The sequence below is a fragment of the Streptomyces sp. MMS24-W38 genome (assembly GCF_059889265.1).
The window spans coordinates 1,815,303-1,829,093 of the sequence record NZ_JCBCPP010000001.1 but is presented as its reverse complement, the minus strand read 5'-3'; the positions used below and the strand labels follow the sequence as shown (position 1 = coordinate 1,829,093).

General features: G+C 70.3%; 10 protein-coding genes. 2 read left to right on the top strand and 8 right to left on the bottom strand.

The features are described 5' to 3' along the window. Positions 1–36: 36 nt before the first annotated feature. The 7 genes from AC6F7H_RS06945 to AC6F7H_RS06915 form a co-directional block, all read right to left on the bottom strand. Positions 37–1,080 (bottom strand): PadR family transcriptional regulator, encoded by a 1,044-nt coding sequence (locus tag AC6F7H_RS06945; protein WP_500755904.1) that lies wholly within the window; start codon positions 1,078–1,080, stop codon positions 37–39. 1 nt (position 1,081) lies between these two features. Further along, entirely contained in the window at positions 1,082–1,972 is an 891-nt protein-coding gene (locus tag AC6F7H_RS06940; RefSeq protein ID WP_500755902.1) for a DUF4097 family beta strand repeat-containing protein, read from the bottom strand. A gap of 383 nt (positions 1,973–2,355) precedes the next feature. Further along, the gene (locus AC6F7H_RS06935) at positions 2,356–2,538 is read right to left on the bottom strand and encodes a DUF6104 family protein (RefSeq protein ID WP_019058231.1); all 183 of its coding nucleotides are present in this window, start codon (positions 2,536–2,538) and stop codon (positions 2,356–2,358) included. Between the two features lie 91 nt (positions 2,539–2,629). Beyond that, the gene (locus AC6F7H_RS06930) at positions 2,630–6,478 is read right to left on the bottom strand and encodes a multifunctional oxoglutarate decarboxylase/oxoglutarate dehydrogenase thiamine pyrophosphate-binding subunit/dihydrolipoyllysine-residue succinyltransferase subunit (RefSeq protein WP_500755901.1); all 3,849 of its coding nucleotides are present in this window, start codon (positions 6,476–6,478) and stop codon (positions 2,630–2,632) included. 291 nt (positions 6,479–6,769) lie between these two features. Beyond that, positions 6,770–7,882: a HAMP domain-containing sensor histidine kinase gene (locus tag AC6F7H_RS06925; RefSeq protein ID WP_500755900.1), complete on the bottom strand. Its 1,113-nt coding sequence runs from the start codon at positions 7,880–7,882 to the stop codon at positions 6,770–6,772. Further along, positions 7,879–8,619 carry a response regulator transcription factor gene (locus tag AC6F7H_RS06920; protein ID WP_109378072.1) on the bottom strand — a complete coding sequence of 247 codons (741 nt, stop codon included), beginning with the start codon at positions 8,617–8,619 and terminating at the stop codon, positions 7,879–7,881. The genes AC6F7H_RS06925 and AC6F7H_RS06920 overlap by 4 nt, the downstream gene beginning before the upstream one ends. A gap of 122 nt (positions 8,620–8,741) precedes the next feature. Beyond that, positions 8,742–9,455, bottom strand: coding sequence for a spermine/spermidine synthase domain-containing protein (locus tag AC6F7H_RS06915; RefSeq protein ID WP_500755898.1), 714 nt, complete (start codon positions 9,453–9,455; stop codon positions 8,742–8,744). A 189-nt stretch (positions 9,456–9,644) separates the two neighbouring features. Between AC6F7H_RS06915 and lon the strand changes: the two genes are divergently transcribed. Beyond that, on the top strand, positions 9,645–12,077 hold the full coding sequence (gene lon, locus AC6F7H_RS06910; protein ID WP_500755896.1) for an endopeptidase La: 2,433 nt from the start codon (positions 9,645–9,647) through the stop codon (positions 12,075–12,077). A 96-nt stretch (positions 12,078–12,173) separates the two neighbouring features. Here lon and AC6F7H_RS06905 read toward each other — a convergent pair whose 3' ends face one another. Continuing rightward, entirely contained in the window at positions 12,174–13,001 is an 828-nt protein-coding gene (locus tag AC6F7H_RS06905) for a lysozyme (RefSeq protein WP_500755894.1), read from the bottom strand. A 216-nt stretch (positions 13,002–13,217) separates the two neighbouring features. Between AC6F7H_RS06905 and AC6F7H_RS06900 the strand changes: the two genes are divergently transcribed. Then, positions 13,218–13,712, top strand: coding sequence for a MarR family winged helix-turn-helix transcriptional regulator (locus AC6F7H_RS06900; RefSeq protein WP_500755892.1), 495 nt, complete (start codon positions 13,218–13,220; stop codon positions 13,710–13,712). The last annotated feature ends 79 nt before the right edge of the window (positions 13,713–13,791 follow it).

The window sequence follows — 13,791 nt, the reverse complement described above, 5'->3', positions numbered from 1 at the left end:
CCCGCCGCATCGCCGGGGCCTGGTCCGCCGTCGGGCTCAGGGCTTCGGCGTGCGCAGGAGGGCTCCGATGTGGGCTGCCGCCATGGAGAGGTGGCGACGGGCCTCGCGGAGCTGGTCCGGGGTGATCCCGTGGTCGCGGGTCGCGTCGCGGATGTCGTCCCGGAACCGGTCCAGCAGCCGGTCCAGCTCCCGCGCGGGGTCGCCGGTGGAGTCCGTGGCACCCTCGTGCGCCCAGGCGGGGGTGTAGTCGGCCGGGAAGTTCTCAGGGGTCTGGGAGTAAGACGGTCCGGGCGCCGGGGCGCCGCTCTCCGTACCGGTGCGGCCGAAGCCGAAGTCCTTGCCGAACTCGCCCACCTCCTTGGCCAGTTCACCCAGCCCCTCGCGCAGGCCGGTCGGCCAGTCGCCGCGTGAGAAATGGTCCTGCATCTGCTCCTGCACCCGCCGGGCGATGCGCTGCACCTCCTCCTGGGCCTGAGCAGTGGCCCGGTCCTGGGCCTCCTTGGCCTGACGGCGGGCGCGCTGAGCCTCGTCACGGGCGCGGCGGCTCTCGTCCTTGGCGCGCCGGGCCTGCTCCTTCCACTCCTGCTTGGCGCGTCGCAGCTCCTCCTTGGCGGCCCGCCAGGCCTCCTTCTCGCCGAGACCCGTGAAGTCTCCGGGGCCGGGTTCGGCTTCCGTCCCCGCGTCCCGCCCCTGGCGGGCCTGGCCGGCGGCGGCCCGCATCTCGCGGCGCAGGTCGCCGGCCGCGCCGCGGACATCGGCCTGTATCTCGGCGGCGAGTTCGGCGACCGACTCCCGGATCTCCAGCTCCAGATCGGCCAGCTCACCACTGCGGTCGGCCAGTTCGGCGCGGCCGGCGTCCGTGATGGAGTACACCTTGCGGCCGCCCTCGGTGGCGTGGGTGACCAGACCCTCCGCCTCCAGCTTGGCCAGGCGCGGGTAGACCGTGCCCGCCGACGGTGCGTACAGCCCCTGGAAGCGCTCCTCGAGGAGGCGGATCACCTCGTAGCCGTGGCGCGGGGCCTCGTCCAGCAGCTTCAGCAGGTAGAGGCGGAGGCGTCCGTGAGCGAAGACGGGGGCCATGTCAGAGCACCTTCTTGTCGGTCGGGCCGTCGGTCGTGCCGTCAGCCGTGGTGTCGGCCGGTGCGTCCCACGGCTCGCTCTCCTCCTCGCGGGGCGGGCGGCGCAACAGGGCGATGGAACCGGAGACGGTGGTGGCCCGCAGCTTGCCGTTGCCCGCGCCCAGCCGGCCGGTGATCTTGTGGGCGCCCCACTGGCCGTGCACCCGCAGGCCGTCGAAGGCGTTGGAGACGGCGCCGCTCGCCGTGTTGGCCTCGACCTCCGCGTCCGCCGGATCGGGCAGTCGGATCGCGATCTCCCCGGAGACGCTGGCCAGCCGGATGTCGGTGGGACCGTCGGGAGCGAGGTCCACGATCATGGAGCCGCTGACCGAGTCCGCCCGCACGGTGGACCCGGACCCGTCGACCACGGTGAGGTCCCCGGAGACCGAGTTGAACCGCAGGTCACCGGTGACGGACTGGGCCTCGACGTTCCCGGACACCGTGTCCGCGCGGACCGGGCCGGAGAGGGCGACCAGCGTCGTGTCGCCGGTGACCCCCCTCACCACCGACGGCCCTTTGACCCCGGAGACCACGGCCCCGGCACCGACCACCCCCACCTCGACCCGTGTCTGCGTCGGAACCGCCAGCGAGACCACCGCGCTGCGGTGCCGGCCCTTGCGGTCCAGCCACTTGAGGAAGTCCTTCCAGGGCAGGTCCTCGTAGGCCACCGTGAGGGTGCCGCCCTGCTGGGTGACCGTCAGGGGAGGTCCCTCGATCTCGGAGACCTCCAGGCGGGCGGAACCTTCGTCCGTGCCCACCACGTTCACCGTTCCGTTGACGATGCGTACGTGGAGCTCGCTCACTGGCTCGTCGAACGTGAGCTTCGCGGGCTCTGAGACGGACCTTTCGGGCATGGTGGAACCTCCTGGGCCGGACTGCCTGACTAGCCGGACGGCGAGGCGACGGGACGGCCGACTGGGAGTGGTACCGGCGATGCGCACCCGGCATGCAAGAACCCCGACGCGCCATATCGCGTCTCACGTAATTCACGATATATCGCGGCCGGGGAAAGTCAAGACACTCGTTCTGGTGATCAGTCCTCATGCAGAAGGGGTGAACTGCCCTGATGTGTGGCCGTGTCGGCGGAACGATCCCAGGCCGGAGGCCGGGGCCGGGAGTGGCGAGGGGGGGCCGGAGCGGGCGGGGACACCCCGGTCGGCTCATGGCGCCCTGCGCGACCGGATGTCCCCTGTTCGTTTACCCGGCTACCCGGCTACCCGGCTACCCGTGTACTCGCCTACTCGTCGTCCTCGTCGTCGTCCAGCCGGGCCAGCCATGTCGCCAGGCGTTCCACCGGCACCTCGAAGTCGGGGTTGAGGTCGACGAACGTCCGCAGCTGCTCGGCGAGCCACTCGAAGGTGACCTCCTCCTCGCCGCGCCGCTTCTCCAGTTCCTCGATGCCACGGTCCGTGAAGTACATGAGAACAAGGATATGTGCGCGCAAACGGGCCGGGCCGCACCCCCCGAAGAGGGGGTGCGGCCCGGCCGGGAACGACCCGTGACGGCGTCGGTCAGGCGTCGAACACCTCACGCACCAGCTGCTCCTGCTCGGCCTGGTGCCGCTTCGCGGAACCGACGGCCGGGGACGAGCCGTGCGGACGCGAGATGCGGCGCAGACGCTCGTCGTGCGGGACGTCGGCGCCGACGGCCAGGTCGAGGTGGTCGATCAGGTTGAGCGCGATGAACGGCCAGGCGCCCTGGTTCGCCGGCTCCTCCTGGGCCCACAGGTACTTCTCGGCGTTCGGGTACTTCTTGATCTCCGCCTGGAGCTCGGCACCCGGCAGCGGGTACAGGCGCTCGATGCGGATGATCGCCGTGTCGGTGATGCCGTGCTTCTTCCGCTCGGCGTCCAGGTCGTAGTAGACCTTGCCGGCGGTGAAGACGACCTTCTTGACCGCGGCCGGGTCGACCGAGTCGTCGCCGATGACCGGGCGGAACTGGCCCGTGGTGAACTCCTCCGCCTTCGAGGCCGCCGCCTTCAGGCGCAGCATCGACTTCGGGGTGAAGACGACCAGCGGCTTGTGGTGCGGGTTGTGCACCTGCCACCGCAGGAGGTGGAAGTAGTTCGACGGGACCGTCGGCATCGCGACCGTCATGTTGTTCTGCGCGCAGAGCTGCAGGAACCGCTCCGGGCGGGCCGAGGAGTGGTCCGGGCCCTGGCCCTCGTAGCCGTGCGGCAGGAGCAGGGTCACGCCGGAGTTCTGGTTCCACTTCTGCTCGGCCGACGAGATGAACTCGTCCACGACCGTCTGCGCGCCGTTGACGAAGTCGCCGAACTGCGCCTCCCACATCACGAGTGCGTCGGGGCGGGCCAGCGAGTAGCCGTACTCGAAGCCCATCACCGCGTACTCGGAGAGCAGGGAGTTGTAGACGTTGTACCGGGCCTGGTCCTCGGACAGGTACAGCAGCGGCGTGAACTCGGCACCCGTCTCGCGGTCGATGACGACCGCGTGGCGCTGGCCGAAGGTGCCGCGCTGCGAGTCCTGGCCGGAGAGCCGGACCGGGACGCCCTCCAGGAGCAGCGAGCCGACCGCGAGGGTCTCGCCCATGCCCCAGTCGATCGTGCCGTCCTCGACCATCGCCGCCCGGCGCTGCAGCTGCGGCAGCAGACGCGGGTGGATGGTGACGTGGTCGGGGATGTTGACCTGCGACTCGGCGATCCGCTTGACGACCTCGGAGCTGACCGCCGTGTTCACCGCCACCGGGAACTGGGCCTGCGGCTCCGAGGGCTCGGCGGCCGACGGCTGGGACGCCGCCTCGCGGACCTCGGTGAAGACCTTCTCCAGCTGGCCCTGGTAGTCCTGCAGAGCCTGCTCGGCCTCTTCCAGGGTGATGTCGCCGCGACCGATGAGGGACTCGGTGTACAGCTTGCGCACCGAGCGCTTCTTGTCGATCAGGTCGTACATCAGCGGCTGCGTGAAGGCCGGGTTGTCCGACTCGTTGTGACCGCGGCGGCGGTAGCAGATGAGGTCGATCACCACGTCCTTGTTGAACGCCTGGCGGAACTCGAAGGCCAGCCGCGCGACGCGGACCACGGCCTCCGGGTCGTCGCCGTTCACGTGGAAGATCGGGGCCTCGATCATGCGGGCCACGTCCGTCGCGTACATCGACGAGCGCGAGGACTCGGGAGCGGCGGTGAAGCCGACCTGGTTGTTGATGACGACGTGGACCGTGCCGCCGGTGCGGTAGCCGCGCAGCTGCGACATGTTCAGGGTCTCGGCCACCACGCCCTGGCCCGCGAAGGCCGCGTCGCCGTGGATCACCACCGGCAGGACGGTGAAGTCCGTGCCGCCCTTGCCGATGATGTCCTGCTTGGCGCGCACGACGCCTTCCAGGACCGGGTCCACCGCCTCCAGGTGGGACGGGTTGGCGACCAGGGAGACCCTGATCTGCTCGCCGTCGAGACCGGTGAAGGTGCCCTCGGCGCCCAGGTGGTACTTCACGTCGCCGGAGCCGTGCATCGACTTCGGGTCGAGGTTGCCCTCGAACTCGCGGAAGATCTGCGCGTACGACTTGCCCACGACGTTGGCCAGCACGTTCAGCCGGCCGCGGTGGGCCATGCCGATGACGACCTCGTCGAGACGGGACTCGGCGGCCGAGTCCAGAACGGCGTCCAGCAGCGGGATGACGGACTCGCCGCCCTCCAGGGAGAAGCGCTTCTGGCCGACGTACTTGGTCTGCAGGAAGGTTTCGAACGCCTCCGCGGCGTTCAGCCGGCGCAGGATGCGCAGCTGCTCCTCGCGCTCCAGGTTGGAGTGCGTGCGCTCCACGCGGTCCTGGATCCACTTGCGCTGCTTCGGGTCCTGGATGTGCATGAACTCGATGCCGGTGGTGCGGCAGTACGAGTCGCGCAGCACACCCAGGATGTCGCGCAGCTTCATCAGGGTCTTGCCCGAGAAACCGCCGACCGCGAACTCGCGCTCCAGGTCCCAGAGGGTGAGCCCGTGCTCGGTGATGTCCAGGTCGGGGTGCTTGCGCTGGCGGTACTCCAGCGGGTCGGTGTCGGCCATGACGTGGCCGCGGACCCGGTAGGAGTGGATCAGTTCGAAGACACGGGCGGCCTTCGTGACGTCGTCGTCGTGGGATGCGTCGATGTCCTTGAGCCAGCGGACCGGCTCGTAGGGGATGCGCAGCGCCTCGAAGATCTCGTCGTAGAAGCCGTTCTCGCCGAGCAGGAGGTTCGCGACCGCGCGCAGGAACTCGCCGGAGGCGGCACCCTGGATCACCCGGTGGTCGTAGGTCGACGTGAGCGTCATGACCTTCGAGATGCCGAGCTTGTTGAGGGTGTCCTGGCTGGTGCCCTGGAACTCGGCCGGGTAGTCCATGGAGCCGACGCCCAGGATCACCGACTGGTTCTGCATCAGGCGGGGCACGGAGTGGACGGTGCCCAGGCCGCCGGGGTTGGTCAGCGAGACGGTGACGCCGGTGAAGTCGTTCATCGTCAGCTTGTTGTCGCGGGCGCGACGGACGATGTCCTCGTAGGCCTGCCAGAACTCGAAGAAGTTCAGCGTCTCGGCCTTCTCGATGCCCGCGACGACCAGCTGGCGGTCGCCGTTCGGCTTGACCAGGTCGATGGCGAGGCCGAACTTGACGTGCTCCGGCTTCACCAGGGTGGGCTTGCCGTCCACCTTCGCGTAGTGCCAGTTCATCGACGGCATCGCCTTGATGGCCTGGACCATCGCGTAGCCGATGAGGTGGGTGAAGGAGATCTTCCCGCCGCGGGCACGCTTGAGGTGGTTGTTGATGACGATGCGGTTGTCGAACAGGAGCTTCACCGGGAGCGCGCGCACGGACGTGGCCGTGGGCACCTCCAGCGAGGCGTCCATGTTCTTCGCGACGGCCGCGGACGGGCCGCGCAGCGTGACCTGCTCGGGGCCCTGCTTGGCCTCGTCGGCGGGCTGTGCCTTGGCGGCCGGAGCCTTGGCTGCCGGTGCCTTGGCTGCCGGTGCCTTCGCGGCGGCGGGCTTGGCGGGGGCGGCCTGGGCGGGGGCCGGGGCGGCCTTCGCCGGAGCGGGCACCTGCGCCGGCGCCTTGGCGGCCGGTGCCGCGGTGGCGGGCTGCGGGGCGGAGGGCGGCGCGGGCGTGGCGGCGGGCTGGGCCGGAGTGGCCGGCGGAGCCGTCGTCGTGCCCGCGGTCCCCGTCGACGCGTTGCTCACCGGAGCAGAGGCCTGGGGCGCCCCCGGCTTGTAGTCGGCGAAGAAGTCCCACCAGGCCCGGTCGACCGAGTTCGGGTCCTGGAGGTACTGCTGGTAGATCTCGTCGACGAGCCATTCATTGGCACCGAAGGCCGCAGCGGGGTTCTTACCCGCTTGGTCGGTGTCGGTCGAGATGCTCGAGTTACTGGGGGACTGTGGCGACACGGCGTCAACCGCCCTCTTCCGCTTCACAAGATGATGGACAGCGGAAATTAAGGCTACGCCTCCAAGAGCGGGAAGGTCAGGTCGGGCCCGTTCAACGTCGTGTAAGTCACATCTCGGAGGGTGTTTCGGTGTGGGAAATGGCGGGAAACAAGCCTGGTTCCGCTTCTTCGGGCCGCGTCGGGCACGCACCGTCCGTGACCCGGCGCACTCGCGACCCGGGTCTTTGCCTGATCACACGTGTCCGTCAGGGCGAACGCACGTGGATCTTGTGACTCGACTTCGAACCCTACGTCAACCTGACGCGGGAGACGCTCCCGGAAGAGTGATAAGAATCCGGCAACCACGCTCGGATTCGGCCACCCCGATCCGTCCGCCGTGGAGATCGACGGCCCAGCGGGCGATCGCCAGACCGAGACCGGTGCCGCCGTCGCTGCCCGGGCCGTGCGGCAGATTGACGCTGCCGCGGTTGAAGCGCTCGAAGACGCGATGCCATTCGGTCCGCGGAATGCCGGGTCCCTCGTCCAGGATTTCCAGCCGCAGCGAATCCGGCTGCGTTCCGGGCCGTGCCCTGACCGTCACATGGCCGTGCGGCGGACTGTGCTTGACCGCGTTGTCGATGAGGTTGGCGACCACCTGGTGGATGCGCTCCGGGTCGACGTACGCGGTGAGCTCCGGCGGCGAGACGTCGAGGCGCAGATAGACGTCCGTACGGGTGTGGCTGCCGGAGCCGGTGGCCATGCCCGCGCGCGCGGAGGCGACCATGTTGGCCTCCTTGAGCACGCCGGACAGATAAGGCCACACCTCGAACCGCTGCCGCCTCAGCGGGACGACACCGTTGTCCAGGCGGGACAGGTCGAGCAGCGTCTCCACCAGCCGGCCGAGCCGTTCGGTCTGCTTCAGCGCCGTGCGCATCGTCTCGGGGTCGGCCTCGGTGACGCCGTCGACGATGTTCTCCAGCACCGCGCGCAGCCCCGCGATCGGGGTGCGCAGTTCGTGCGAGACGTTGGCCACCAGCTCCTTGCGCTGATGGTCCTGGGCCTCCAGCTCGTCGGCCATGACGTTGATGGTCTGGGCCAGGTCGCCCAGCTCGTCCCGGCGGTTCTCCCGCACCCGGCGGGTGTAGTCGCCGTGCGAGATGGACCGGGCCACGGCGTTCATGTCGTCCAGCGGCGCGGTGAGCGAGTGCGCCACGAACTGAGTGATGAGCAGCGTGGCGATCATCGAGAAGACCGTGATGAAGCGCAGCTCGGTCTTGGTGTGCACCGCGATCATGGAGAGACCGGTGGTGATCAGCACCGATATGACGACCAGCGCGCCCAGCTTGGTCTTGATCGAGAACGGGCGGACACCGCCCCAGGGACCGCGGTCCCCGGGGCCTCTCCGTGTGGCCGGCCGGTCGCTCACGGCGTCGGCGTCTCCAGGGCGTAGCCCACACCGTGCACGGTACGGATGCGCTCGGCGCCGATCTTCCGGCGCAGCGCCTTGATGTGGCTGTCGACGGTACGGGTGCCGGAGGCGTCCGCCCAGTCCCAGACCTCGGCCAGCAGCTGCTCCCGGGAGAGCACCGCGCGGGGCGTGTTCGCCAGGCACACCAGCAGGTCGAACTCGGTGGGCGTCAGATGGACGTCCTCACTGCGCACCCGCACCCTGCGCTGCGCGTGGTCGATCTCCAGCTCGCCCAGGCGCAGGATGCCGCTGCGCGGTGTGGTGGCCGCCAGGGCCGCCCGCTCCATGCGGCGCAGCAGCACGTGCACGCGTGCCGCCAGTTCCCGCATGGAGAACGGCTTGGTCATGTAGTCGTCGGCGCCGACGCCCAGCCCGACCAGCATGTCGGTCTCGTCGTCGCGCGCGGTCAGCATCATGACCGGCACCGGCCGCTGGGCCTGCACGCGCCGGCAGACCTCCAGGCCGTCGAAGCCAGGCAGCATGATGTCGAGGATCAGCAGGTCGGGCTGCCATGCCTCCGCCGTGTCGACGGCGGACGGACCGTCGCCCGCCGTCTGCACCAGGAATCCCTCGGCGCGAAGGCGGGTCGCGATGGCGTCCACGATCGTCGCGTCGTCCTCGACCACCAGGACCCGGCGCTGTGCGCCCGGGGTGGTCGCCGCCGTGCCGTTGTGGGAGGTGTGTGTCTGCTCCATCGCCCGCCCCTGAAGTGTGCTTTCCGGAATCCGTGGGGTGATCCGTCTCTGCGCATGACTGCGATTGACGCTTGAATGATCGGCGCCAAGGCAGCAGCGTACGGGGAGCCACCGCGCCTTTGCTATCCAGGGCGGACGCCGAGGTGCACGACGTCCGGAACGCCCCGGGCAACCGGGACCTCTTCGGTACGCACCTGCTGGAACCCGGCATTACGCAAGGTTTCTTCGAAATTCGGAGACGGCTTGGCCGACCACACCGCGAGTACCCCGCCGGGCCTCAACACCCTTGCGCAGGACAGGAGTCCGGTGGGGGAGTAGAGCCCTTCGTTGTCCTCGGTGACGGTCCAGTCGGGCCCGTTGTCGATGTCGAGACAGAGCGCGTCGAACGTGTCGGAAGTCTCATTGACGTACGCCACCAGGTCGGTCTCGACGATCGCCGTGCGGGGGTCGGCGAGGGCGTGCGCGGAGAACGCGGCGAACGGGGGCAGCGGGCCCGCGCGGTGCCAGTCGATGACGGCGGGTTCGCGTTCCACTACGGTGATGCGCCCCCAGCGGGGCTGGGCGGCGGCGTGGGCGAGCGAGAAGCCGACGCCGAGTCCGCCGATGAGGACGTGCGGGCCCGGCCGCGGGCCATGTCCCGCGAGGGTGTCGGCGGCGTCGAGTGCGGCCAGGGCGGCGTCGATCAGTCGCCGCTCCGAACGGCCGTCGGAGGTGTCCATCAGGAAGCAGCCGTTCGCGATGATCTGCAGCAGGCTGCCGTGCCTGCGGAGCACCACCTCCCCGTACGGGCCCTCGCGGCGGTCCAGGACTTCGGGAATGTCGTACGGGGTGGTCATGCGTTCATCCTGGCAGCACTTTCCGTTCAGCGGGCCGTGGGGCCATGGGGCTGTGCGAGCCATGTCGTGCGGGGGTTCCTGTCTTCGTCCTCGCGAATGATCGCTGAGAGCGAACGCGGCCCTGGGAACATTCGGTGGCTCACCAGCATTGAGTCGGCATAGCTCAACTTGACTGCCGAAGGGGAGATCATGGCTGCTGAGTCCACCTCGCTCGCCCTGCCTGTGCTGCCGCTCGACGACGAGGTCGTGCTGCCCGGGATGGTGGTTCCGCTGGACCTGAGCGACTCCGAGGTGCGCGCCGCGGTGGAGGCCGCCCAGGCCGCCGCCGCGTCCGCGCCGGGCAAGCCCCGGGTCCTGCTGGTGCCGCGTCTCGACGGGACCTACGCCGGTACCGGCGTCCTGGGCACGGTCGAGCAGGTCGGCAGGATGGCCGACGGCGACCCGGGCGCCCTGATCCGGGGCCGCGGCCGCGTGCGGATCGGCGCCGGGACCACCGGGCCGGGCGCGGCGCTGTGGGTGGAGGGCACCCGGATCGAGGAGACCGTGCCGGAGCCCCTGCCCGGCCAGGTCGGCGAACTGGTCACGGAGTACAAGGCGCTCGCCACCGCCTGGCTGCGCAAGCGCGGCGCCTGGCAGGTCGTCGACCGGGTCCAGGCCATCGACGACGTCGCCACCCTCGCCGACAACTCCGGTTACTCGCCCTTCCTGACCACCGAACAGAAGGTGGCGTTGCTGGAGACCGCCGACCCGGTGGCCCGGCTGAAGCTCGCCACCCAGCAGCTCCGCGACCACCTCGCCGAGCAGGACGTCGCCGAGTCCATCGCCAAGGACGTCCAGGACGGCGTCGACAAGCAGCAGCGCGAGTTCCTGCTGCGGCGCCAGCTGGAGGCCGTACGCAAGGAACTGCGCGAGCTGAACGGAGAGCACGGCAAGGACCCCGCCGAGGAGTCCGACGACTACCGGGCCCGCGTCGAGGCCGCCGACCTGCCGGAGAAGGTGCGCGAGGCCGCGCTCAAGGAGGTCGGCAAGCTGGAGCGCTCCTCCGACCAGTCGCCCGAGGGATCGTGGATCCGCACCTGGCTCGACACGGTCCTGGAGATGCCGTGGAACGAGCGGACCGATGACAGCGCCGCTTCGTACGACATCCAGGGCGCCCGGGCCGTGCTCGACGCCGAGCACGCGGGCCTGGAGGACGTGAAGGAACGCATCACCGAGTACCTGGCGGTGCGCAAGCGGCGCGCCGAGCGCGGACTCGGCGTGGTCGGGGGCCGCCGCGGCGGTGCCGTGCTCGCCCTGGTGGGGCCGCCCGGCGTCGGCAAGACGAGCCTCGGCGAGTCCGTCGCCCACGCGATGGGCCGGAAGTTCGTCCGGGTCGCCCTCGGCGGTGTCCGCGACGAGGCCGAGATCCGCGGCCACCGGCGTACGTACGTCGGCGCGCTGCCCGGCCGGATCGTGCGGGCCGTCAAGGAGGCCGGGTCGATGAACCCGGTGGTGCTGCTCGACGAGATCGACAAGGTGGGCTCGGACTTCCGGGGCGACCCGTCCGCCGCCCTCCTCGAAGTGCTGGACCCGGCGCAGAACCACACCTTCCGGGACCACTACCTGGAGGTCGAGCTGGACCTCTCGGACGTCGTCTTCCTCGCCACCGCCAACGTCCTGGAGGCCATTCCGGAGGCGCTGGCGGACCGGATGGAGATCGTCCGCCTGGACGGCTACACGGAGGACGAGAAGGTCGTCATCGCGCGCGACCACCTGCTCCCGCGTCAGCTGGAGCGGGCCGGGCTCGCCGCGGACGAGGTCGACCTCGACGACGGCGCGCTGCGCAAGCTGGCCGGCGAGTACACCCGCGAGGCGGGCGTACGCACCCTGGAGCGGTCCATCGCGCGGCTGCTGCGCAAGGTCGCGGCCCAGCACGAACTGGGCGAGCGGGAGCTGCCGTTCACCGTCACGGAAAGCGATCTGCGAGGACTGATCGGCCGACCGCACCACGTGCCCGAGTCCGCCCAGGACCCGGCCGAGCGCCGTACCGCCGTCCCCGGTGTCGCCACCGGGCTGGCGGTGACCGGCGCCGGCGGTGACGTCCTCTACGTGGAGGCGTCCCTGGCCGATCCGGAGACGGGCGCCGCCGGACTGACCCTGACCGGACAGCTGGGCGACGTGATGAAGGAGTCGGCGCAGATCGCGCTGAGCTTCCTGCGGTCGCACGGCGCCGAGCTGGAGCTGCCGGTGGCCGACCTGAAGGAACGGGGCGCGCACATCCACTTCCCGGCGGGTGCGGTGCCCAAGGACGGCCCCAGTGCCGGCGTCACGATGACCACCGCTCTGGCCTCGCTGCTCTCCGGGCGCCTGGTCCGTACGGATGTGGCGATGACCGGTGAGGTCTCGCTGACCGGGCGGGTGCTGCCGATCGGCGGGGTGAAGCAGAAGCTGCTCGCCGCGCACCGGGCGGGGATCACCACCGTGATCATCCCCAAGCGCAACGAGCCCGACCTGGACGACGTCCCCGCCGAGGTGCTGGACGGGCTCGACGTCCACGCCGTGACCGACGTCCGCCAGGTCCTGGAGCTGGCGCTCGCGCCGGCGACGAACGGCGCGGCGCCGGAGGTTCCGGTGGCGGCTTGATCGCCGTCCGCCACCGGAAGGGCGACGGTCCGGGTCCCGTGAGGGAGGCCCGGGCCGTCACCCTGCGGGGCAAGGGTGGGGTGCGAGGCGGCGGCGTCAGCCGAGCGCCAGCGCCCGCACCCGGTCGACCGTGCCGTTGAAGAGGTCGTGGTCCCCGACCGTCGGCCCGGTCGAGGTGTACTGCCACATCGTGTAGAAGTCCCAGCCCGCGGGCAGCTCACCCGCGGTGGAGGCGTACCGGGCGATCCACAGGGGATTGTCGGCGGCGAACCCGGCGTGGTTCCCGGTGCACTGCTTCCACCAACTGGTCGCCGTGTAGATCACGGCGTGCCGGCCGGTGCGCTCCCGGTACTGGTCCAGGAAGTCGCGGATCCAGCTCACCATGGCGCTCTGCGACTTGCCGTAGCAGGCGTCCCCGTAGGGGTTCCACTCCATGTCGAGCACGCCCGGCAGTGTCATGCCGTCGCGTGACCAGGCGCCGCCGTTGTCGACGAAGTAGTCGGCCTGGGCGGCGCCGCTCGTCCTGTCGGGGGTCGCGAAGTGGTACGCCCCGCGGATCATGCCGATGTCGTACGAACCGTTGTACTGCTGCGTGTAGTAGGGGTTCTTGTAGTACGTCCCCTCCGTGGCCTTCGCGTAGGCCCATTTGACCCCGCTGTTCCAGAGGGTCGACCAGGGCACGTCGCCCTGGTGGCTGGAGACGTCCACGCCCTCCGTCCAGGCGGTGCGGTGGGCGGGCGTGCCGTCCTGGCCGTCATGGGCGACGACGCCCATGCCCATGTGGGCGGAGCCACGCGGCGGGACGTCGGGGGCGGCCGCCGTGGCCGCGGGCGTCGCGCGGGGAAGCGAGAGGATCGCGAGCAGGACCGTCGTGACGGTCGTGAACGCGCGTAGACGGGTGGAGCCGAATCTGTGCACGGGCATGACGTGTCTCCGAGGAACTTGGTGCGGGACCCTTGAGAAGGGGAGGCAAGGGAGGCGACGCACGCGGACCGCGACGTGAGCCCTGGGGATTCCCAGGGCTCACCAGGGATTCGGAAACCGCCGCCGGGCCGCGTCTGCGAAATACTTGCGGAGCCGTAGCGGCGTCGCCACTCGGCGGGAACACGGACGACCGGGAAAACCGAGGCAGGAACTGACGTGCACGAAGGCGGAAACGGCGGCGCAGAGGACACCTCGTCCGAAGTGCCCGCGAGCGGTATGGACCAGCCCGGATTCCTGGCCCTGGAAAGGGAGTTGACGGTGCTGTTGCGCCGCGCCAGGGCCAGCCAGGGCGAGATGTCCCGCGAGGTCCATCCGGACCTGGAACCGTCCGCGTACGGTCTGCTGGTCCGTCTGGATGAGCGCGGCAAGCAGCGGGCCACCGAACTCGCCGCCTACATCGGCGTCGGCAAGGCGACGATGTCGCGTCAGCTGCACGCCCTGGAGGAACTCGGCCTCGTCACCCGCGAGCCGGACCCCGCCGACGGCCGCGCCTGGCTGGTCGCCCTCACTCCGGAGGGCCGGGACCGGATGAGCAGGGTCCGCGAGGCCCGCCGCGCGCGCTACGCCCGCCGCCTCGCCGACTGGGACACCGGCGAGGTCACGGAACTCGCCCGGCTGCTGCACCAGCTGAACCGCGGGACGGACAGGTGACCGGAGCGCCGTTCGGGGCAACTCGGCGCCGTCCGGGGGATGTACGGCACCGTTCGGGGTAATCAGGGTAATCGGAGTG